Source organism: Polaromonas sp. P1_E11, assembly GCF_056405995.1.
This window is the reverse complement of record NZ_JBFUBA010000002.1, coordinates 912,840-934,293: the sequence shown is the minus strand read 5'-3', so window position 1 is coordinate 934,293 and position 21,454 is coordinate 912,840. Positions and strand designations below refer to the sequence as shown.

Here is a 21,454-nt window from a genome sequence, read left to right as displayed (position 1 = left end):
TTTTCAGAAGGGGCGGCAAGGTAAACCCGGCTACAATTCAAAGCTGAATTTTTGGGTATGTTCCCAAGCCTCATGCGGTCAATGCCCAGCGTTAACCGCAGTTTTTTTTGAGGGTTGCCACATGCTGCAGCCAACACCAGCGTTTCGTTTTGCCACCTTGCCCGCACAGGGCGCCCACAGCCACGATGCTGTGCTGTGGCTTCTCAAGCGTCACTGTTCACTCACACCGGCCCAGTTGGGCTGGTTGTATGTGTCTTTGTGCGGTGTTTCACTGGGTATTGCTGGTTTTTTCTGGCTGCAGGGTGCCACCATGGTGATGCCTTTTGCCTGGATCGAGCTGATAGCGGTGGGGGCTGCTTTTGTGGCCTATGCCAGGCATGCGGGGGACGGTGAAAAAATCGTCCTGCAGGGTGAGCGGCTGGTGGTGGAGCTGGAAACGGCAGGGCGTACCGAGCGGGCTGAATTCAACCGCGAATGGGTCCGGATCGAGCCCAGGGATGGGGATGGATCGCTGATTGAGGTGTCCGGGCAGGGCCGGTCTGTCCAGGTCGGGCGGCATGTGCGGCCAGAGCTGCGGCCCGCGCTGGCCCGCGAGATTCGCATGGCGTTGCGGAGTGTTTGACAGTTCCTGAAAGACTTGTGTCAGTTCAGGTGCGGCAGGAGGGCTTGCCGCTAACTTTATAATCAGCCGGTTAATTTGGTCGGTAATTGAAGCAGAAAAAGTGATCACGATGAACGTAAGCAACACCATGAGCAAAATGACACGGCTTGGCATGCAGCATGCAGGCGCAATTCTGGCATCTGCGGCCGCCTGGGTCAGCACCGCCGCTTACGCCGTCAACGACCTGAAGGGCGGCCCGGCCGTCAATCAGCTGAATTTGCACCCGGCCGTGACCAAAATTGCCGAAGAGCAGCAGTGGCTGCATTGGTTCATGATGGCCATCTGCCTCGTGATTTTTGTGGCTGTTTTCGGGGTGATGTTCTATTCCATCCTGAAACACCGCAAGTCGGTCGGCCACAAATCGGCCAATTTCCACGAATCTACCGCTGTTGAAATTGCCTGGACCATCGTCCCCTTCATCATCGTGATCGCCATGGCCCTGCCGGCCACCAAGGTGCTGGTCGCCCAGAAGGACACCACCGCCGCCGACCTCACCATCAAGGCCACCGGCATCCAGTGGAAATGGGGCTACGACTACATCAAGGGCGAAGGCGAAGGCATCGGCTTTGTCTCCACACTCGACAACACGCACCGCGAAATGTCCGACAACGGCGGCCCCAAGGCCGGCGAAGCTCCCGACAACTACCTGCTCAAGGTCGACAACCCGCTGGTTGTTCCCGTCAACAAGAAAATCCGCATCATCACTACCGCCAGCGACGTGATCCACGCCTTCGCGGTGCCGGCCTTCGGCATCAAGCAGGATGCGATTCCCGGCTTCGTGCGCGACACCTGGTTCCGCGCCGAGAAAGAGGGCGACTACTACGGACAATGCCAGGAACTGTGCGGCAAGGAGCACGCCTACATGCCCATTCATGTGAAGGTTGTGTCCGCAGCCGATTACAGCGCGTGGGTGGCCGTCAAGGCCAAGGAAGCCGCAGCCAAGGCGGATGATCCTTCCAAAGTCTGGACGCTGGTTGATCTGAAGGCCCGTGGTGAAAAGATTTACGCCGCCAATTGCGCCGCTTGCCATCAGGCCAACGGCAAAGGCGCCGGCCCCATCAAGCCACTCGACGGTTCGGCCATCGTGCTGGATGCCGACCACAAGAAACAGATCATGACTGTGCTGAACGGCGCTGCCGGCGGCGCGATGCCTTCGTGGAAGGCATTGAGCGACACCGACCTCGCCGCCGTGATCAGCTACTCCAAGAACAACTGGTCCAACCAGACCGGCCAGATCGTCCAGCCCGCTGAAATACAGGCGGCTCGCAAGTAAGCCTCAGGCGTTACCCGCAGATTCCATCATTTCGCCGGCGTGACCTTGCCGGCCGCAAAAGACAAGCTACAGGCACAAGCCACCAAAGGAAGCCAAGATGAGTGCAGTTCTAGACCATCACGATCACGCACATGATGACCACGATCACCATGCCCCGACGGGCTGGCGCCGTTGGGTCTTCGCGACCAACCATAAAGACATCGGAACGCTTTATCTGTTGTTCAGCTTCTTCATGCTGATGTTCGGTGGCGTGCTGGCCCTGCTGATTCGCGCTGAGCTGTTCCAGCCCGGCCTGCAACTGGTCAACCCCGAACTGTTCAACCAGCTCACCACCATGCACGGCCTGATCATGGTGTTCGGCGCCATCATGCCGGCCTTCGTGGGTTTTGCGAACTGGATGATTCCGTTGCAGATCGGCGCGGCCGACATGGCTTTTGCCCGCATGAACAACTTCAGCTTCTGGCTGTTGATCCCGGCCGGCATCATGCTGGTGGGATCGTTCTTCATGCCCGGTGGCGCACCCGCCGCGGGCTGGACGCTCTACGCGCCGCTCACGTTGCAAATGGGCCCGTCCATGGACGCCGGTATTTTTGCGATGCACATCCTGGGTGCTTCGTCCATCATGGGTTCGATCAATATCATCGTCACCATCCTCAACATGCGCGCTCCCGGCATGACGCTGATGAAGATGCCGATGTTCTGCTGGACCTGGCTGATCACCGCCTACCTGCTGATCGCCGTGATGCCCGTGCTCGCAGGCGCCATCACCATGACGCTGACTGACCGCCACTTCGGCACCAGCTTCTTCAACCCCGCGGGCGGCGGCGACCCGGTGATGTACCAGCACATCTTCTGGTTCTTCGGCCACCCCGAGGTTTACATCATGATCTTGCCGGCCTTCGGCATCATCAGCCAGATCATCCCGGCTTTCTCGCGCAAGCGCCTGTTCGGCTACGCCTCCATGGTGTACGCCACCGGCTCCATTGCCATCCTGAGCTTCGTTGTGTGGGCGCACCACATGTTCACCACCGGCATGCCAGTCACGGGCCAGCTGTTCTTCATGTACTCCACCATGCTGATCGCCGTGCCCACGGGCGTGAAGGTGTTCAACTGGATCGCCACGATGTGGCGCGGCTCCATGACCTTTGAAACCCCCATGCTGTTTGCAGTGGGCTTCATCTTCGTGTTCACCATCGGCGGCCTGACGGGCGTGATCCTTTCGGTCGCACCGATCGACACGCAACTGCAGGACACCTACTACGTGGTGGCCCACTTCCACTACGTGCTGGTGGCCGGTTCGCTTTACGCCCTGTTTGCCGGCTACTACTACTGGTCGCCTAAATGGACCGGTGTCATGTACAACGAAACCCGCGGCAAGATCCACTTCTGGTGGTCGCTGATTTCCTTCAACGTGACTTTCTTCCCGATGCACTTTCTGGGCCTGGCCGGCATGCCGCGCCGCTATGCCGACTACCCCATGCAGTTCGCGGACTTCAATGCCGTGGCCAGCGTGGGCGCGTTCTTCTTCGGATTTGCCCAGCTGTACTTCTTCCTGTTCATCGTGGTGCCCACGATGCGCGGCCAGGGTGCACCTGCCAGGCAGAATCCCTGGGTGGACGAGGGCGGCAAGGGCGCCGAAGGCCTGGAATGGGAAGTCCCGTCGCCTGCACCTTTCCACACCTATGAAACACCGCCCAAGCTGGATGCCTCGGCAACCCGCGTGATCGGCTGATTTAGCTCAACGGTAATCGCCATGACGACACCCGAACAAAAGAAGAGCAACCTGAGGCTGGCCCTCATACTGGCTTCGGTCGCGCTGGTCTTTTTTGCCGGCTTCATGGCCAAGATGATTTTCCTGAGCCATTGAGCTGCCAGGTCGACCTCAATCTCAAACCAGTACCGATGTGATGCGGCTCAAGCGCGAAAACCTCAAGATGCTCGGCAAGCTGGGCGTGATCGTGGTCGGCATGTTTGCCTTCTGCTACACGCTGGTGCCCATCTACAAGGCAATCTGCGAGATGACCGGTATCAACGTGCTGGCCCTCTCCGACCGCCAGATCCCCGGAGCGACATCCAGCCAGCCGGCCAACACCCAGGTAGATCTCAGCCGCACTATCACAGTTGAGTTCGACGCGAATTCGCGCGGCCCCTGGCATTTCAAGCCTGCGAAAAGCACGCTGCAGGTGCATCCGGGCGAGCTGACCACAGTGATGTACGAGTTCCAGAATGTGCAGAACCGGACCATGTCCGCCCAAGCCATCCCCAGCTACGCTCCCGCGCAGGCCGGTGCGCATTTCAACAAGCTTGAGTGCTTCTGCTTCAGCCAGTACACCCTGGCGCCCGGTGAGAAAAAGCAGTGGCCCGTGGCCTTCGTGATCGACCCGAAACTGTCGAAAGATGTGAGCACGATCACGCTGTCCTACACTTTCTTTGAAGTGGGCGGCAAGACGCCGGCTGCGCCCGTCACGCCCAAGGCAACGACTGCCGCCGTGCCACCTGAAAAACAGGCAGGCGCATGAGCATGGCCGCAACCCCCCGCAAACCCTCTTTTTGGCGCACGGTCAAGGCTGTGGCCTGGTCCTTTGTAGGCCTGCGTGCACGCGGCGACTACGAAGAAGACGTGAAGAATTTGAGCCCTCTCCACATCATTGTGGTGGGGCTGATTGCCGTGGTCGTGTTTGTCGCAGTCCTGGTGCTGCTGGCAAAGTGGATGGTCGCGCGCTAAAGCGCGGCATCCTCACAATGCCCCACGGTACAAGTTAAAAGATTATTTGGAAATTCGAGAGAAAAACAGGAGTCGAGCGATGTCATCAGCAACCCACGGGTCAACCCCCCACTACTTCGTCCCCAGCCCATCGAGCCATCCGGTGATGGCATCTATTGGCCTGTTTTTTGTCATCTTGGGTGCCGGCCAGTGGATCAATGGCGCCGACTGGGGCAAATGGTCGTTGGCCTTCGGTATGGTGTGGTGGTTGGTCACGTTGTTCCGCTGGTTCAGCCAGTCCATCGCCGAAAGCGAAGGCGGCATGTACGGCCGCAAGATCGACATGTCCTTCCGCTGGAGCATGAGCTGGTTCATTTTCTCGGAAGTGATGTTCTTCGGCGCGTTCTTCACTGCGTTGTGGTGGGCCCGTTCGCACTCCTTGCCCGCACTGGGCAGCCTGGAAAACGCGCTGCTCTGGCCTGATTTCAGGGCGGCCTGGCCGTCTATCGTGGCTGGTGCCACGACATCGCCCGCCGACATCGTTGAGCCCTTCACGGCCATGAAGCCGCTGATGATTGGTGGCGGCATCTGGGCCAGCATCATGGGTTCCTTGCCCACCGTCAACACGGCGCTGCTGCTGAGCTCCGGCGTCACCATCACCATCGCCCACCATGCCTTGATCGAAGGCAAGCGCGCACGAACCATTGCCTTTATGTGGGCGACGGTGCTGCTCGGCCTGGTCTTCCTGTTCGTGCAAGGCTACGAGTATTTCCATGCCTATCATGAGATGAACCTGAAGCTGTCGTCCGGCGTGTACGGCTCGACCTTCTTCCTGCTCACGGGCTTTCACGGTTTTCACGTGTTCGTCGGTATGCTGATGCTGTTCTTCATCACGCTGCGCCTGCAAAAAGGCCATTTCACCCCTGAAAAGCATTTCGGCTTTGAAGGCGCCGCCTGGTACTGGCACTTTGTGGATGTGGTGTGGCTGGGCCTCTACATCCTGGTTTACTGGCTGTAAGGCGGAACCAACGCGGTGAGAGCCGCTCAACCAAAGGCCGCTTGATGCGGCCTTTGTTATTTATTTCGCCACTCAGCGTGGCTGTTATTTACCAGCAGGGATGCCGGTAGGCTGGATATAACCAAGCTTCCACGCAATCAGAATGCAAACAAACAGCAACACCGAAAACCCGATACGGAACGCCAGTGCACGCGCCATGTTGCTGTTTTTGCGTTTGCTGCTTTCGGCGCCTTCACTGCCCTTGCCGCCCCTGAGCATAAAAAACAGTGCGGAGGCCAGGCTGGCAAAAATGGCGATAAACGCCAGTGCGATCAGGTAAGTCATGAACAGGATTATCGGCTCATGACACGTGCTTTGCACTCCCCTCGCTTCTGGATTCTCACGGTGGCCGCACTGGTGGTGGCCGGCACAACCTTTTCGCTGGGCCAATGGCAGCTGCGCCGCGCCGCGCAAAAGGAAGCACTGCAGGCAGCTGTCGATTCCAAAGGCCGGCTTCCAGCGCTGGATGTGCGTTCGCTGCTTGCCAGCCAGCGCCTCGCTGAGGACATTCACCGGCCAGCCATCCTCAAGGGCAGCTGGCGCGCCGAGCACACGGTGTATCTCGACAACAGGCCCATGAGCGGCAAGACGGGTTTTGTGGTGGTGACACCGTTGCTACTGGAAGGCAGCCAGCAGGCCATCCTGGTGCAGCGCGGTTGGGTACCGCGCAACTTTGCCGACCGTACACGCCTTCCGGAGGTCACCACCCCGCCAGGCACCGTGACGGTTGAGGGCCGCATGGCCCCGCCGCCTTCCAGGCTCTACGAATTCCAGGGTGCCGAGAGCGGGCGCATACGGCAAAATCTCGACTTGCCTGCTTTCCGGGTGCAAACCGGCCTGCCGCTGCTGGATGTCTCATTGCTGCAGACCGGTGCGCCCAGCGAAGGCCTGCTGCGTGAGTGGGCCGCGCCCAACCTGGGCGTGGACAAGCACTACGGATATGCCTTCCAGTGGTTCGGCCTTTGCGGCCTGGTGGTTCTTTTGTATGGCTGGTTTCAGCTGGTCCTTCCTTTTCGTACCCACATGCGCGGCAAACGCCGCGATCAATTGCCGTGACAAACGATACGCCTGCTATCCCTCATACCCCTGATACTCCTCCCGTCCACGCTGCTGCAGCCGGACTGCAAGACCAGCCCCTGGGCCTGACCGTGCATGCCATGCCCGTGCTGGATCAGTCCAATACGGGCACACCCGGCACCGTGGCAGGCCGCTGGAAAATGCTGGCCGTGCTGCTGGTGTGCGCGGCACCTGTCATCGCGTCTTACGTCACCTACTACCTGATCCGGCCCGAAGGCCGCCGCAACTTTGGTGAGTTGATTGACCCACAGCGTCCACTGCCGCCCCTGGCCACGCACTCGCTCGACGGCCGCGCCGGCACGCTGACGGCACTCAAGGACCAGTGGCTGCTTATCAGTGTGGCCGGTGGCGCCTGTGGTGCGCGGTGCGAGCAGAACCTGTATTTCCAGCGCCAGCTGCGCGAGTCCCTCGGCAAGGAAAAAGAGCGCCTGGACCGCGTCTGGCTGGTGGTGGACGAAACGCCGGTGCGTGATGCCTTGCTCCCCGCACTAGCTTCGTCGGCGGTGCTGCGTGTGGCGCCAGCTGAACTCGCGAAGTGGCTGGAGCCCGCTGCGGGCCAGCGTCTGGAGGATCATCTCTATCTGGTCGACCCCATCGGCAACTGGATGATGCGTTTCCCGGCCGACATGGACGCCGCCGCCGCCGCCAAGGCCAAGCGCGACCTGGAGCGCCTGCTGCGCGCCTCGAGCAGCTGGGACAAGGAAGGCAGATAGTGACCCCCACGCTCGTCACTTCGTGTACTTCGCTGCCCCCCGAGGGGGCCGCTGCGCCAGCGGCCCGGCAAAGCCGGTTCCGCGGCCCCTGCTGGGTTGAAGCCCTGGCGCGCACGGCGATAGGCGGCTTGCTTTAGTCATGGCAGCGCAAAACCTCTACGACCTGAGCCCCGCCCTGCGCCTGATGATCATGGGCCTGGTGGTGGCGCTCGGGCCGCTGGCCTGGGTGTGGGTGCACAACAAGAATGCGCCAGTGGCGCAGCGTTTGCGGGTGCTGACGCTGGTGACGCTGTTCCTCACATTTGATCTGGTGATCTTCGGCGCGTTCACGCGGCTCACCGACTCCGGTCTGGGTTGCCCCGACTGGCCTGGTTGCTACGGCAGCGCGAGTCCGGTCGGAGCCCAGATGCACATCGAAGCTGCGCAGACTGCCATGCCGACCGGCCCCGTGACGCATTCCAAGGCCTGGATCGAGATGATCCACCGCTATCTGGCGACCGGCGTTGGCGTGCTTATTCTTACGCTCGCGGTGACAAGCTGGCTGGAGCGCAAGCGTGCACCGGTCTCATTCTGGTGGCCTGCTATCACGCTGATCTGGGTGTGCCTGCAGGGTGCGTTCGGCGCGCTCACCGTGACCATGAAGTTGTTTCCGGCCATCGTCACGCTGCACCTGCTAGGTGGCCTGGTTCTGCTAGCCCTGTTGCGCGCGCAGGCGGTGCGTTATGCGCAAGCGCAGGGCGTCAACACCACGACGCTTTCTGCCGGCTTGCGCTTTGCAGTGATCGTGGCCTTCGCCTTGCTCTGGGTGCAGATTGCCCTGGGCGGCTGGGTCAGCACCAACTACGCGGTGCTGGCTTGCACCAATTTTCCGGGTTGCCAGGGATCGCTGTGGCCGGCCATGGACTTCCGCCAGGGCTTCACGCTGTGGCGCGAACTGGGCGCAGGCCATGATGGCGCCAATATCAGCTTCCAGGCGCTTACTGCTATTCATTATGTGCACCGCCTGGTGGCCTACCTCGTGTTTGCCGTGTTCCTCGCGCTGGCCTTCTGCCTGCACCGCGTTCCTGCATTCCTTACCTCCGCGCGCTGGCTCGCGGGGCTCATACTATTGCAGGCGGTCACTGGCATCAGCAACGCCGTGCTGGGCTGGCCCTTGCTCGCTGCGGTCATGCATACCGGTGGCGCCGCGGCCCTCGTCATTGTGCTCAGCGGCATGGTCTTTTCCAGCCGCAGCGGCCCCCTGCGCCATATGCGTCAAAATTGAATGCCTAGCGACTTTCCATGAATCCCAGTACTCCCTCCGCCACACCGGCTCCCGCCATGCCTCGCGCGCCCTCAAGGTTCGCGCAGTTTTATGCACTGACCAAGCCGCGCGTGGTGCAACTCATCGTGTTTTGCGCGTTGATCGGCATGGTGCTGGCTGTTCCCGGTGTTCCGTCGTGGCCGGATGTCCGGCTCGCGCTGATCGCCTGCGCCGGCATCTGGCTGGTCGCAGGGGCTGCCGCCGCCTTCAACTGCCTGGTCGAGCAGCAGATTGACTCGCGCATGCGGCGAACCGCCTGGCGGCCCACCGCCAAGGGCGAGCTCAGCAATCCGCTCACGCTGTCTTTTTCGGCCGCACTGTGCGCGCTCGGTTCGTGGATTCTTTATGTGTGGGTGAACCCGCTCACCATGTGGCTGACTTTTGCCACCTTCATCGGCTACGCGGTGGTCTACACCGTCATCCTCAAACCGATGACACCGCAGAACATCGTGATTGGCGGTGCCTCAGGCGCCATGCCGCCGGTGCTGGGCTGGGCTGCCATGACGGGTTCGGTCGGCCCGGAGGCGTTGATCCTCTTTTTGATCATCTTCCTCTGGACACCACCGCACTTCTGGGCGCTGGCCCTCTACCGCGTGGAAGACTACCGCAAGTCCGGCCTGCCCATGCTGCCCGTCACGCACGGCAATGAGTTCACGCGCCTGCAAGTGTTTTTGTACACGCTCGTGTTGTTCCCCGCCTGCCTGATGCCGTTTATCTTCAAGATGAGCGGCTGGCCCTACCTCGTTGCCGCTGTCGCGCTCAGCATCGGCTTCAGCTGGTATGGCTTTCGCCTGTGGCGCAATTACTCTGATGCGCTGGCACGCAAGACCTTCCGGTTTTCACTGATTCATCTTTCGGTGCTGTTCGCAGCGCTGCTGCTTGACCACTATCTCTAGGCTCCCACCATGAAGTCCCACAGCACGCCTCTGGCTGCCTCACCCGTTCGCCGATCTGCTATTAAAACAATAGCTGCTTGCGCTCTTGCAGTGGGCGCTGCAGGCATTTTTACTGCATGCGCACCGGACAAGCCGCAGTTCCAGAGCATTGACCTCACCGGCGCTGACTACGCGCAGGGCTTCACGCTGGCTGACCACAATGGCCAGGTGCGCACGCTGAAAGATTTTGCCGGCAAGGTGGTGGTGGTGTTCTTCGGTTTCACGCAGTGCCCCGACGTTTGCCCGACCTCCATGGCGGAGCTGGCGCAGGTCAAGAAACTGCTGGGCGCCGATGGCGACAAGCTGCAGGCAATCTTCATCACGGTCGACCCGGAACGCGATACGCCCGAACTGCTCAAGGCCTATATGGGTAATTTTGACCCGACCTTTATGGCGCTGCGGCCCACCATGGACCAATTGCCCCAGGTCGCCAAGGACTTCAAGGTGTATTACAAAAAGGTCGACGGCAAAACGCCGGGCAGCTACACCATGGACCATTCCGCCGGCAGCTATATCTTCGACGGCCAGGGGCGCATCCGTCTTTACAACCGCTACGGCAGCGGCGCTGAGGCGCTGGCGTCCGACATCCGCCTGTTGCTCAAGTCCTGAGCGAATCCGTTTCGCAAGGTTGCGATCGGGATTCGGAAAAGAAAAAAGCCCGCACATTGCTGTGCGGGCTTTTTCAAAAGAGCGTGAGCCTCCGGGTTCAGGCGTAGGCGGCCAGTACCTTCTTCATTTTCTTCATGGCCGCCACCTCAATTTGGCGGATCCGCTCGGCGCTGACCTTGTACTCGTCGGCCAGGTCGTGCAGCGTCATGCCGCCTGAACCGTCGTCGTTCACCTTGAGCCAGCGCTCTTCCACGATGCGGCGTGAACGCGGGTCGAGATCTTCCAGCGCTGCGGTGATGCCGTCTGAAGCCAGGTTGTCGCGCTGGCGAGACTCCATCAGTGCCGTCGGCTCCTGCGTGGCGTCAGCCAGGTAGGCAATCGGGCCAAAGGCGTCTTCGCCGTCGTCACTCGGGCTTGGGTCCAGCAGCACGTCGCCGCCCGACATGCGCTGCTCCATCTCGATGACTTCCTCGCGCTTGACGTTCAGTGTCTTGGCCATTGAGTCGATCTGGCCTTCGGTCAGCGTGTCGCGGTGCGTCGCCACATCGGCGTCGTCCTTGAAACCTTGCTTCATCGAGCGCAGGTTGAAAAACAGCTTGCGCTGGGCCTTGGTGGTCGCGACCTTGACCATGCGCCAGTTTTTCAGGATGTACTCATGAATCTCGGCCTTGATCCAGTGCATGGCGTAGCTCACCAGGCGCACATTCTGGTCCGGGTCGAAGCGCTTGACCGCCTTCATCAGGCCAATGTTGCCTTCCTGGATCAGGTCGCCGTGCGGCAGGCCATAACCCAAGTATTTGCGCGAAATCGAAACCACCAGGCGCAAGTGAGAGAGCACTAACTTACCGGCAGAGTCGAGATCGTTGTTTTCCTTGAGGTTTTTGGCAAATTCCTGCTCCTGCTCCAGGGTGAGCATGGGGAGGCGGTTCACGGCGGAAATGTAAGCGTCCAGGTTGCCCAGCGGGGGCACCAGCGACCAGGGGTTGACGGCTGTGGACGTACCCGATTTCGGCACGACAGCGGTCAGGGAAGCGGGGGAAAGAGCATAAGACACAGCAAGACTCCTTTCGTCTGGTGCTAAATATTAGCACTCTGTTAGAGAGAGTGCTAAGCAATAGGTTCAATGACTCGGATAGCGCAAGGCTAATCAGTGGAAACCCTTGGTAAGAGCCGCATTGTGGGCCATTGGTTCAGGGGGATTGGTTTCTGCCTTGTAAATGCGCGGTATCGATTTGTATGGATGCCGCCGTTATCCGACAGTGGGTCGGTCGCTATCTATTTGATAGCTCCTTGCGCCCGTGTGTATTGGGCTAAAGCCATATTTGACAACGAATTCAAACGGGCTGTGAGTCAGTTTTTTTGCCAATTCCGGAGAGCGAATTTGGCCTTTCATCCAAGCTGGACGGGCGGAAGCAGCTATGAATTTAGTAGCAAACTCATGGTTTTCAGCCACCAGCCCGCCCAAATCGGAACTCGCAGGTATTTACGGCAGGCGCTTGTCGTCACGCACTTCGCGGACTTCCACGTCCACCACGTCGCCGGCACGGGGGCTGGCCGGGTTGCCTTGGGCGGCCCCGCCCGGCCACATGCCTTGGGGCGAATAGCGCTGGAAGCGGCCAAACACCATCGCCGGCGCCGGCTTGCGGCCGGTGACGAGCGACTTCAGGAGGCTCAGCGCCACGACAATCAGGGCCGCGACCAGCAGGCTGACGGCAAACACCGCCGCGAAGATGCCAAACAGGAGCTTGAGGAAAAAACGCAGAATTTTGCTGATCAAGCGAGGTGCCTGTGAAAAGGTTTAAACCTCCAAGGTGGAGGCCGCCCGGGTGTTTTCAAGCTGGATGGATCACCAGCGTATACCCAGCTTGCCAAACAGCTTGCTCAGCACAAAGAGCGGCCCGACCCAGAGGTACTGGATGTCTTCAAAGAAAGAAGGCTTCTTGCCCTCGATCTTGTGGCCGATGAATTGCAGGATCCAGGCGCCCACAAAAATGCCGACGCAAATCGGCAATACCAGCGGCCCCATGGCGAACACCAGGCCCAGAAACAGCACCGACCAGACAGCCATGGTCATAAAGAACACCGCCGACAGGCGGGCGTAGTAGACCATGCTGGCCGCGACGAACACATACGCAACATAGGGGTGAAGCGCAAACAACATGCCCACCAGGCTCAGCATGATGAGCGGGATGGCGATGAAATGGATCAGTTCGTTGCGCGGGTTCCGGTGGCTTTCGCCGTAGTGCGCCAGCAGCTGGTCAACCCTGCGCGGCCCGGCAACGATATCGGGAATATCCGCTATGTCGTTCATGTATGTCTCCAGTGGCGGGTATCGCCTCTGGGCGGATTTTCCGTCAGGCCGCCAGAACCTGAGCGGTGTTTTACAAAACGTAACGCAGACCGCGAGCGGGCTGCGGACTTTGTGCTTACCGGGTGTGCTTGCCGATCAGGTCGGCGTGATTTTCGCGGTCTTGATAATCCGGCTCCAGCGGTCTATTTCGCTTTTCAGGAAGCGGCCGAACTCTTCTGAGCCCTTTTGTGAGACACGAAAACCTTGCTGCTTGGCGCGCTCTTCCACGTCAGCGCTATACATGATCTTGATGATCTCGCGCGAGTATTTGTCGACAATGTCATCCGGGGTCTTGGCCGGGAGCATGGCCCCTGTCCAGTTCTCGACAAAGAGGCCAGTCATACCGGCCTCGAAAGCAGTCGGGACATCAGGCACCCCCGGGTGCCGGCCCAGGCTGCAGATCGCGATCGCGCGCAGTTTTCCACCTTTGACGTGAGCGATCGATTCCGGATAGTTGGAAAAAATCACGTCCAGCTGGCCACCGATCAGGTCGACCATCGAGGGCGCGCCGCCGCGGTAGGGCACATGGACCATCTTCGTTTTGTTCAGCTCGCAGAACAAAGCCATGGTCAGGTGTGCCGGAGTACCGTTGCCGCTCGAGCCCGCGCTCAGCTGTTTGGTTTTAGACACGGCCATCAGGTCCTTGAAGTCCTTGATGGGACTGGCGGTGGGAACCACGACCAGCATCGGCGAATTGGCCATCAGGGCGACCGGGCGCAGGTCCTTGGTGAAGCTGTAAGGAGCATTAGGGTACAGGGATACGTTCGCGGCATGTGTCAACGTGATGGCCAGCAGCGTATTGCCGTCGGGCGCTGATTTGGCAACCTGCTCGGCGCCGATCTGCGCGTTTCCGCCAGCCTTGTTTTCGACAATCACGGGAGTCTTCCACGCTTCGGACAGCTTTTGGGCGACCGTGCGGGCCATCATGTCGGTCAGGCCGCCGGGCGTGAACGGGACCACATACTTGATGGTGCTGCCTGGTTTGGGAAAGGTCTGCTGGGCCAGCCCCAGACCCGGAATGCCCGTCAGGGCTGCACCTGTTGATGCCAATACGATGTCACGACGTTTCATGCCTACTCCTCTTGATTGAATAACTGTTAACCCACTAACTGATCCAACTGCGATTTGAGTGCGTCGGGAATGCTGATTCCCGTCTGTAGTGCTTTCGTTTCGAGTGCGATACGCCTTGCACCTGCCAGACGTACACCTTCGTCCGACAGCATTTCGGCGATCACGGTTTCCATGCGTTCAAAGTAAGTGTCTGTGCCTGCAAGCGCGCCCGGGTCGATCAGGATGAAAGCCTGGCCGATTCGCGGCTGATTGCCCTCATCCACAAAAAACGATGATGCCTCAAAAGCAAACTGCGCGCCAATCACGGCTGTCACCAGCAGCTCAACCATCAGCGCCAACATGGAACCTTTGGGGCTGCTCACGGCGCCCAGCGGCAGCATGGAGCCCTCCAGTGCCGCCTGTGCATCCGTTGTGGGCCGGCCTTGCGTGTCCAGCGCCCAGCCCAGCGGAATGGATTTGCCTTCCTTGGCTGCAACCATCACCTTGCCGCGCGCAACTTCGCTCAGAGACAGGTCAATCAACAATGGATCAGCGTTTCTGCGGGGAAACGCGGCAGCAATCGGGTTGGTTCCAAAGATCGGATGCTTGCCGCCTGCCGCGGGCATGGCCGCCGGTGCGTTGGCAAAACCAAGGCCTACCAGGCCCGCATCGGTTGCGGCGCGCAGATGGTCCACCAATACCCCGCAATGGTGGCTGTTGGTCACGCCGACAAAACACACGCCCAGTTCCCGGGCGGTTGCAATCGCTGTGGAGATCGCCAGGTCGCAGGCGGGAAAAGCCAGGCCCTGCTTTGCATCCACCAGCACTGCCGCACCTTTTTTGTGCGCCACGACGGCGACGGCATGGCCATCGGCCCGGCCATTGCGAAGGTGGGTGGCATATTGGGACACGCGGCTCAGGCCATGCGAAGCGAGCCCTTGCGCTTCGGCGCGGACCAGTGCTCTCGCAGTCGTGGTTGCCATGGCTTCTGCCGCACCCGCCTTGCGCAGCGCCAGCGTGGCAAGACGTGTCGCTTCTTCAATAGACAGTTGGACCATTTACTTCAGGCTCTCCAGCACCTTGTCGGCAATCATGAACGATACACGTTCATTTGACTGCATGCTGAGACCTGAAATGTGTGGCGTAAGCAACAGGTTGGGGCATCCTTGCAACGCCGCGCTCGCGGGCAGCGGCTCGGCGTCGAATACATCGATGGCCGCACCGCCCAGTTGCCCCGACCGCAGCGCCGCACTGACTGCTGCGATGTCGACGATGTGGCCCCGCGAGGTATTGATCAGGACTGCGCCTTTTTTCATCTGGCCAATGCGTGCCGCGCTGAACAGCCCGCGCGTCGCATCCACCAGGGGCACATGCAATGTGACGGCATCTGCACGGCTGATGAGGTCGTCAAGGCCGGCGTACCGCACACCGGTCTGCGCGAAAACCGGGGCATCGGGTGCAAGCGCGGGGTCATAGGCAATCACGTGCATGCCCAGGCCACGTGCCAGGCGGGCGGTGGTCTGGCCTATGGAGCCAAAACCGATGATGCCCAACGTTTGCCCGGCAGCTTCACGGCCGTTGCTCAGCGCAGCGCGCGGCCACTGGCCGGCTGCCACGGCTTCGGTGGAAGCAAACGCACCGCGCAGCAGCAGCAGGGTGCTGGCCACGACGTATTCCGCCACGCTGAGCGCATTGGCGCCCGAGGCGGGAATGACCTTGATGCCCCGGGCTTCGCAGGCCGGCACGTCAATGTTGTCCAGCCCCACGCCGAGCCGGCCCACCACCTTGCAGCGGGCCATCGCGGCGAGCAGCTCGCCACGCACCTGCGTCAGGTTGCGCACGATCAACACATCGGCTTGGCCCGCCTCGGCCTGCAGGCGGGCGGCGTTGCCCACCAGCTGCGGGTCATAGAGCACGTCATGTGCCGCTTCAAGCTGCGCCACTGCGCGCTCGTCCATGAATTCACAGATGACAATGCGCGCCATATGCCCTCGCTCTAGGCTGATTCAAAGAGACGCGTCAGCACGAACTCGCGGTGGCCCAGCGCTTCTGCGGCGGTCAGGCGGCCGTTGGCGGTGCGCAGCATGTTCTCCAGCAGCTTGTCGCCGGCCTGGTCGAGCGTGATCTCGCGTTGCAGCAACCCGGAGGTGTCCACGTCGATGTGTTCGCTCATCAGGCGCACGGTGCGCGGGTTCGAGCAGATCTTGATCACGGGAACAATCGCATTGCCGATCACGTTGCCCTGGCCGGTGGGGAAGAAGTGCACGGCGTAACCGGAGGCGGCGCACAGGGTCACCATTTCGGCGGCGGCACTGGACGAGTCCATGAACCACAGGCCCGGGTGCGTGGGCATCTCGGCCTTGTCGATGACGCCGTCGACCGTGCAGACCTTGCCGATCTTCTGAATGTTGCCCAGCGCTTTTTCCTCGATGGTCGTGAGGCCGCCGGCGATGTTGCCTTTGGTGGGCTGCGAGTCCGACAGGTCGCTGGTCTTGTGGCGGTTGATCATGTCCTGGTAGCGGTTGAACATGAACATGAACTGGTCGCGCACGGCATCGGTGGCACAACGGTCGGCGACGATTTTTTCACCGCCGGTGATCTCGGAGGTTTCACCGAAGCACAGGTAGTTGCCGAGCGGGTGCAGCTTGTCGAAGGCGTTGCCGACGGTGGGATTGGCGCCGCAGCCGGACGTGGTGTCGGACTCGCCGCACTTGGTGGAGACCCAGAGTTCGGAGATGCCGCAGACCTCGCGCTGCTTTTCGCTGGCCCATTGCACGTATTCACGCGCGGCTTTGGAGGCCTTCATGATGGTCTCATGGTCGCCGTGGCCTTCGATGCCGAAGCCCACCACCGGTTTGCCGGTCTTGGCGATGCCGTCCACCACTTTTTTGGTCCAGCTGTCTTCAATGCCGATCACCACGACGGCGGCGACATTGGGGTTGCAGCCGGCACCGATCAGGGTGCGAAAGTGCAGTTCCAGGTCGGCGCCGAATTGCAGCCGCCCATAGGGATGCGGAATCGCCATGCAGCCCTTGATGTTGTGGGCCACGGCTTCGGCAGCGGCATTGGAGAGGTCGTCCAGCGGCAGGATGATGACGTGGTTGCGCACGCCGACGCGGCCGTTTTCGCGGCGGTAGCCCAAAAATGTGGTGTCTTTATCGATGACTGACATGAATATGTTCCTAGATGAATTGTTTGTTCCAGCAATCGACGTGGATCTGGCTTTGCCAGGCCACAGGCGATGCCCCTCAGGGGGAGGCGGCCGCAGGCCGCTTCGGGGGGTTACCAGCGTTTTGTTTTGATGTTGTGCACATGGGCGTGCTGGCCGGCCTTGATGTTGGCAACAACCTTGCCCATGTCGATGCCGTACTTCAGTACGGTGTCGCCGACAGCCATGTCCTTGAGGGCCACCTTGTGGCCGATCGGGATGTCCTGCTGGGCCTGCACATTGATCATGCGGTCCTCGTCCATGATCCAGCCGGTCATGGCGGTTCCTGCCTTCACACCTTCCACCACCACAACGGCCACGGTGTCTTTGGCGTCATGCAATACAAAATGAATCATGGGGTCTCCGAATGGCCTGAGTGAATCGAGTTGCCAGTTTTATGGGCCGGGAACACCTTGTCAATTGACTCATATATATGACTTGTACGACTCGCCCGTTGGTGTTTCAATGGCGGCCGTGAATCTCAAAAACACATCGGCTCCATTGCGTCCGTTGATGAGCGAAGAGGCCATGCCGCTCTACCGCCAGGTGAAGCGCGAGCTGCAAAAACTCATCGAGACCGGGCATTACGGTCCGGGTAAATCCTTGCCCAGCGAGGCGAATATTGCTGCGAGCCTGCAGGTGAGCATTGGCACCCTGCGCCATGCCGTTGACGAGCTGGTACACGAGCATGTGCTGGTGCGGCGGCAGGGCAAGGGAACTTTTGTGGCGCCGCACAACAATGCCCGCTTCATGTTCCAGTTTTTTCACGTGGAGCCGCACTGGAACTTCGGTGACGACGATGCGGCGCGGGACCGCGACTACCCGGAAATTGACTGCATCGCTTTTGGGCGCGAACGGGCCACGGAGCAGGAAGCCGCCGCGTTGCGTATCAAGGCGGGTGAGCCCGTGTTCAGGGCGGAAAACCGCCTCGCCCTGCAGGGCAGGGTGGTCATGCATGACCGGCTGAGCATTGCGGCGGCGCTGTTCCGCAACCTCACCGAAAAACGTTTTGTCGAAAGGCCCGGCACGATCTATGCCCTGTACCAGACGGACTTCGGCATCACCGTCCTGCGGGCACAGGAACGTGCACGCGCAGCGGCGGCCGACCGGACCCAGGCGCGCCTGCTGGGGCTGGCGGTGGGCTCCCCGGTACTGGAAGTGCACCGGCTGGCCCTGACGTTCGGCGACAAGCCCGTGGAATACCGGGTCTCCACCATCAATACCCAGGCGCACGACTATGTCAGCGTGCTGTCCAAGAAGGCATGACCATGGACCTTGTTGTGGTGCTGGAGAAAACCCGGCTCGCGGGCATGGAGGCTGCCGACCGCATCCGGAAGGCGCAGGCCGAACTGCAGCCGGCGGATGTTCGCCAGAAGGCGCCGGGTGACTGGGTTACGCGTTTTGACCGCGAAGTGGAAGAGGGCTTGCGCAGCGCGCTGCTGCAAGCCTTGCCGCAGAGTGGTTTTGTCGGCGAGGAAAGCGGCGGCGAATTGACGGAGCAGCCCACCTGGCTGGTAGACCCGATTGATGGCACGGCAAACTTTGCGCGCGGCTACCCCCAGTACGCGGTATCGATTGCACTGTGTGTGGACCGGCAGCCGGTACTGGGCGTGATCGTGGATCCGTCCCGCCACGAAATTTTTACTGCGGGATCGGGTCTGGGTGCATACCTGAATGGGGAGCGCCTGGCCTGCGCTGCTGCGCGCCCTGCGGGGCAATGCCTGGTTTCGACGGTGTTTCCCAAACCGGGCGCGCCTTTCATGGACGACTACCTGCGTGAATTCGGGGATGTGCTGAGAACGTTTGGGCAGGTTCGACGAAGCGGCTCCATGGCGCTGGAACTGGCTTATGTGGCGGCCGGGCGGGCTGATGCCTTCTGGGAACGCGGCATGGGCGCGTGGGACGCTGCAGCCGGGTTGGTGCTGCTGCGCGAGGCCGGCGCCACGATGCGATCCCTGGACGGCTTGCCGCTGCTGCAAAGCCGGATGCTGGTGGCGGGAAGCCCTGCTGGTGCGGCGCTGCTGGAAAAAAGCCTCATGCACCACTGCGATGGCCAAAATTCTTCGCACCCTTCTTTCAATATTTCTGTCTGATACCTCCATGATTCTCAAATGGCGCCTGGCGCTGGTTTCCCATTTTCCAGGCGTACTGGTGTGCATGGTGATTGCACTGGCTGCGACTTTCATTTCCGAGCACTATGGCGGCCCCCAACTGCTCTATGCCTTGCTGATCGGCCTGGCGTTCCATTTTCTCAACAGCCACCCCAAGGCGGCCAAAGGCATCGGCTTTTGCGGCCGCGTGGTGCTGCGTGTGGGTGTGGCGCTGCTGGGTGCCCGCATCACGTTTGCGCAAGTGGCCCAACTGGGCGCCGGAACCGCCGTGGTCATCGTGCTGGCGGTGGTGTTGACGATTTTGCTGGGCGTGCTGCTGGCGCGCTGGCTGAAGTGTTCGCGTGATGAAGGCCTGCTGTCGGGCAGCGCGGTGGCCATCTGCGGTGCGTCGGCGGCGCTGGCCGTGTCTTCCGTGCTGCCCCAGACGAAAGAAAACGAACGCTTCACACTTCTGGCCGTTGTCGGTGTCACGGTGCTGTCAACCCTGGCGATGGTGGTCTACCCTTTCAGCCTGCAGGCCATCGGGCTCCTGCCGGGGCAGGCCGGTATTGTGCTGGGAGGGTCGATTCATGACGTGGCGCAGGTGGTGGCGGCCGGCATGATGCTCGGCCCGCAGGCGGGTGACACGGCCACCGTGGTCAAGCTGTTTCGCGTCATGATGCTGATGCCCATCGTGCTGTTCATTGCGGTGCTGTACCGCAACCATCCGGCCGTCAAGGTGCCTGAAACGGAAGTGCCGCTGGTGCCGGGCTTCCTGATTGCTTTTGTCGTGCTGGTCATGCTGGCCAGTGCGGGGCTGATCGCAGCACCCGTGGTTCAGCTGGCCAGTGATGCGTCGCGCTGGATGCTGGTGACGGCCATTGCCGCTGCGGGTGTGAAGACCAGTTTTGAAGACCTGCTCAAGCTGGGCTGGAAGCCTGTGGCGCTGCTGCTGGCCGAGACCGTTTTTATCGTGGCCTTTGTGGTGATCTCGGTGCTGCTGCTGAAACTCGGGGTGCCCTGAGCGGCAAGCTCGCTGGTTCAGCCCAGCAGTGCCTGCGCGAATTCACGCGCGTTGAAGGTTTCCAGGTCTTCCAGCTGCTCCCCCACGCCGATGAAGTACACCGACACCGGGCGCAGTGTGGGGGAGGCAATGGCACGTTCACGGGCCCACAACGCAATGGCCGCCAGAACGCCGCCCTTGGCTGTGCCGTCCAGCTTGGTCACGATGAGGCCAGTCAGCTGCAGCGTGTCATCAAAGGCCTTGACCTGGGCCAGTGCGTTTTGCCCCGTGTTGCCGTCAATGACCAACAAGACTTCATGCGGTGCGGTGGCATCCGCCTTCTGCACCACACGTTTGATTTTTCGCAGCTCTTCCATCAGGTGCAACTGCGTCGGCAGGCGGCCGGCCGTGTCGACCAGCACCACGTCCTTGCCGCGCGCCTTGCCTGCGCTCACGGCATCAAAACTCACGGCAGCCGGGTCGCCGCCTTCCTGGCTCACGATCTCGACCGTATTGCGGTCAGCCCAGACGCTGAGCTGCTCGCGCGCCGCGGCGCGAAAGGTGTCGGCCGCTGCCAGCAGCACCGAGGCGCCTTCGGTGGCCAGGTGCCGCGTGAGCTTGCCGATGGACGTGGTCTTGCCGGCGCCGTTGACACCGGTCACCATGATCACGGTGGGCTGGTACTGGCCGATCACCAGCGGCTGCTCCAGCGGCTTGAGCAGCTGCGCGATCGAGTCCACCAAGGCATTCTTGACGGCGACCGGGTGCGTCATGCCGCCTTCCTTGACGCGGCGCTTGACATCGGCCAGCAGGTGTTCGGTGGCCTTGCTGCCGGCATCGGCCATCAATAACGCAGTTTCCAGGTCTTCGTAGAGCGCATCGTCGATGCGGCTGCCGGTGAACACGGTCGAGATGCTGGAGCCTGTCTTGCGCAGCCCGGCCTGCAGCTTGCCGAGCCAGCGTTCCCGCTCGGGGGCCACGGCACCGGGAACCGGAATGGTGATCGGGGTGACCAGCGCACTGCCGATCAGGCCGCCGCCTGCAGGGGCCGGCGCGGGCGCGGGTATCACCGGATCCGGGGTGGATCCGCCGGCCGGTGAGGGCGTATCGGGCGCAGAAGACGCCGCGGGGGCAGGGGAAGGGGATTTTTTCTTGAAAAAACTGAACATTGGGTATGCTTGTGGAGTCTAGGGGTCTGTGAATACTACTTTTGCAAATGCGAATGGGGTGAGAAAGCCGCCAATCAAGGCGCGTGACGACGTCCAGACTTTCGTCTGGACTAGGAGCGCAACGCCGAGTGGCGGTTTTCTCACCCCATTCCCTCCGGGTTGCGATCAAAAAGGCCTTGCGCGGCGTTGCAGAGCCTTGACGGGGTCTACCCCGCCTGCGTTTTGCGCCTTGCTCAAGGCCTTTTTGACTCG

At 61.1% G+C, this 21,454-nt stretch carries 25 protein-coding genes; 15 read left to right on the top strand and 10 right to left on the bottom strand.

Annotated features, from left to right (window positions below):
• The first annotated feature begins 121 nt into the window (after window positions 1-121).
• The 7 genes from AC1D11_RS11965 to AC1D11_RS11935 all read left to right on the top strand — a co-directional run bounded on the left by AC1D11_RS11965 (window position 122) and on the right by AC1D11_RS11935 (window position 5,656).
• Entirely contained in the window at window positions 122-622 is a 501-nt protein-coding gene (locus tag AC1D11_RS11965; RefSeq protein WP_477648357.1) for a DUF2244 domain-containing protein, read from the top strand.
• 136 nt (window positions 623-758) lie between these two features.
• Window positions 759-1,934: a cytochrome c oxidase subunit II gene (coxB, locus tag AC1D11_RS11960; RefSeq protein WP_477648374.1), complete on the top strand. Its 1,176-nt coding sequence runs from the start codon at window positions 759-761 to the stop codon at window positions 1,932-1,934.
• A 97-nt stretch (window positions 1,935-2,031) separates the two neighbouring features.
• Window positions 2,032-3,666, top strand: a complete 1,635-nt coding sequence (ctaD, locus tag AC1D11_RS11955) for a cytochrome c oxidase subunit I (protein ID WP_477648358.1) — start codon at window positions 2,032-2,034, stop codon at window positions 3,664-3,666.
• A gap of 21 nt (window positions 3,667-3,687) precedes the next feature.
• Window positions 3,688-3,801: a cytochrome oxidase small assembly protein gene (locus AC1D11_RS11950; RefSeq protein ID WP_457282220.1), complete on the top strand. Its 114-nt coding sequence runs from the start codon at window positions 3,688-3,690 to the stop codon at window positions 3,799-3,801.
• A 40-nt stretch (window positions 3,802-3,841) separates the two neighbouring features.
• Window positions 3,842-4,453: a cytochrome c oxidase assembly protein gene (locus tag AC1D11_RS11945; protein ID WP_477648359.1), complete on the top strand. Its 612-nt coding sequence runs from the start codon at window positions 3,842-3,844 to the stop codon at window positions 4,451-4,453.
• Between the two features lie 2 nt (window positions 4,454-4,455).
• Window positions 4,456-4,659, top strand: a complete 204-nt coding sequence (locus tag AC1D11_RS11940; RefSeq protein ID WP_457282218.1) for a DUF2970 domain-containing protein — start codon at window positions 4,456-4,458, stop codon at window positions 4,657-4,659.
• Between the two features lie 79 nt (window positions 4,660-4,738).
• A complete protein-coding gene (locus AC1D11_RS11935; protein WP_477648360.1) occupies window positions 4,739-5,656 on the top strand; it encodes a cytochrome c oxidase subunit 3 in 918 nt (305 codons plus the stop codon).
• Between the two features lie 84 nt (window positions 5,657-5,740).
• On the opposite strand, the gene AC1D11_RS11930 is transcribed toward AC1D11_RS11935, so the two are convergent.
• On the bottom strand, window positions 5,741-5,980 hold the full coding sequence (locus AC1D11_RS11930) for a twin transmembrane helix small protein (RefSeq protein ID WP_457282216.1): 240 nt from the start codon (window positions 5,978-5,980) through the stop codon (window positions 5,741-5,743).
• Window positions 5,981-5,998: 18 nt separating this feature from the next.
• Between AC1D11_RS11930 and AC1D11_RS11925 the strand changes: the two genes are divergently transcribed.
• The 5 genes from AC1D11_RS11925 (at window position 5,999) to AC1D11_RS11905 (ending at window position 10,332) form a co-directional block, all read left to right on the top strand.
• A complete protein-coding gene (locus tag AC1D11_RS11925; RefSeq protein ID WP_477648361.1) occupies window positions 5,999-6,751 on the top strand; it encodes an SURF1 family protein in 753 nt (250 codons plus the stop codon).
• A 101-nt stretch (window positions 6,752-6,852) separates the two neighbouring features.
• Window positions 6,853-7,485, top strand: coding sequence for a hypothetical protein (locus AC1D11_RS11920; RefSeq protein ID WP_477648375.1), 633 nt, complete (start codon window positions 6,853-6,855; stop codon window positions 7,483-7,485).
• A 139-nt stretch (window positions 7,486-7,624) separates the two neighbouring features.
• Window positions 7,625-8,749, top strand: a complete 1,125-nt coding sequence (locus AC1D11_RS11915; RefSeq protein WP_477648362.1) for a COX15/CtaA family protein — start codon at window positions 7,625-7,627, stop codon at window positions 8,747-8,749.
• Window positions 8,750-8,766: 17 nt separating this feature from the next.
• Window positions 8,767-9,684, top strand: coding sequence for a heme o synthase (gene cyoE, locus AC1D11_RS11910; protein ID WP_477648363.1), 918 nt, complete (start codon window positions 8,767-8,769; stop codon window positions 9,682-9,684).
• A 9-nt stretch (window positions 9,685-9,693) separates the two neighbouring features.
• Entirely contained in the window at window positions 9,694-10,332 is a 639-nt protein-coding gene (locus tag AC1D11_RS11905; RefSeq protein ID WP_477648364.1) for an SCO family protein, read from the top strand.
• Between the two features lie 97 nt (window positions 10,333-10,429).
• On the opposite strand, the gene rpoH is transcribed toward AC1D11_RS11905, so the two are convergent.
• The 8 genes from rpoH to AC1D11_RS11865 form a co-directional block, all read right to left on the bottom strand.
• Window positions 10,430-11,359, bottom strand: coding sequence for an RNA polymerase sigma factor RpoH (gene rpoH, locus AC1D11_RS11900; RefSeq protein WP_477648376.1), 930 nt, complete (start codon window positions 11,357-11,359; stop codon window positions 10,430-10,432).
• Between the two features lie 456 nt (window positions 11,360-11,815).
• Window positions 11,816-12,109 (bottom strand): hypothetical protein, encoded by a 294-nt coding sequence (locus tag AC1D11_RS11895; protein ID WP_457282211.1) that lies wholly within the window; start codon window positions 12,107-12,109, stop codon window positions 11,816-11,818.
• Between the two features lie 69 nt (window positions 12,110-12,178).
• On the bottom strand, window positions 12,179-12,643 hold the full coding sequence (locus AC1D11_RS11890) for an Mpo1 family 2-hydroxy fatty acid dioxygenase (protein WP_477648365.1): 465 nt from the start codon (window positions 12,641-12,643) through the stop codon (window positions 12,179-12,181).
• 135 nt (window positions 12,644-12,778) lie between these two features.
• Window positions 12,779-13,753 carry a Bug family tripartite tricarboxylate transporter substrate binding protein gene (locus AC1D11_RS11885; RefSeq protein ID WP_477648366.1) on the bottom strand — a complete coding sequence of 325 codons (975 nt, stop codon included), beginning with the start codon at window positions 13,751-13,753 and terminating at the stop codon, window positions 12,779-12,781.
• A gap of 26 nt (window positions 13,754-13,779) precedes the next feature.
• Window positions 13,780-14,790, bottom strand: a complete 1,011-nt coding sequence (locus AC1D11_RS11880) for an Ldh family oxidoreductase (protein WP_477648367.1) — start codon at window positions 14,788-14,790, stop codon at window positions 13,780-13,782.
• Window positions 14,791-15,717, bottom strand: a complete 927-nt coding sequence (locus tag AC1D11_RS11875; protein WP_477648368.1) for a hydroxyacid dehydrogenase — start codon at window positions 15,715-15,717, stop codon at window positions 14,791-14,793.
• Window positions 15,718-15,728: 11 nt separating this feature from the next.
• Window positions 15,729-16,904: a UxaA family hydrolase gene (locus AC1D11_RS11870; protein WP_348046432.1), complete on the bottom strand. Its 1,176-nt coding sequence runs from the start codon at window positions 16,902-16,904 to the stop codon at window positions 15,729-15,731.
• 110 nt (window positions 16,905-17,014) lie between these two features.
• Complete coding sequence (locus tag AC1D11_RS11865) at window positions 17,015-17,296, bottom strand: UxaA family hydrolase (RefSeq protein ID WP_007862870.1); 282 nt, start codon at window positions 17,294-17,296, stop codon at window positions 17,015-17,017.
• A 109-nt stretch (window positions 17,297-17,405) separates the two neighbouring features.
• Between AC1D11_RS11865 and AC1D11_RS11860 the strand changes: the two genes are divergently transcribed.
• Genes AC1D11_RS11860 through AC1D11_RS11850 form a run of 3 tightly spaced genes read left to right on the top strand, consistent with a single transcriptional unit; the run spans window position 17,406 to window position 20,054 of the window.
• The gene (locus AC1D11_RS11860; protein ID WP_477648369.1) at window positions 17,406-18,206 is read left to right on the top strand and encodes a GntR family transcriptional regulator; all 801 of its coding nucleotides are present in this window, start codon (window positions 17,406-17,408) and stop codon (window positions 18,204-18,206) included.
• Window positions 18,203-19,033: an inositol monophosphatase family protein gene (locus AC1D11_RS11855; protein WP_477648370.1), complete on the top strand. Its 831-nt coding sequence runs from the start codon at window positions 18,203-18,205 to the stop codon at window positions 19,031-19,033. Before AC1D11_RS11860 ends, AC1D11_RS11855 begins: the two co-directional genes overlap by 4 nt.
• A gap of 7 nt (window positions 19,034-19,040) precedes the next feature.
• Window positions 19,041-20,054, top strand: a complete 1,014-nt coding sequence (locus tag AC1D11_RS11850; RefSeq protein ID WP_477648371.1) for a YeiH family protein — start codon at window positions 19,041-19,043, stop codon at window positions 20,052-20,054.
• A 17-nt stretch (window positions 20,055-20,071) separates the two neighbouring features.
• Here the strand turns inward: AC1D11_RS11850 and ftsY are convergent, their stop codons facing one another.
• Complete coding sequence (ftsY, locus tag AC1D11_RS11845) at window positions 20,072-21,202, bottom strand: signal recognition particle-docking protein FtsY (protein WP_477648372.1); 1,131 nt, start codon at window positions 21,200-21,202, stop codon at window positions 20,072-20,074.
• Window positions 21,203-21,454 lie beyond the last annotated feature (252 nt).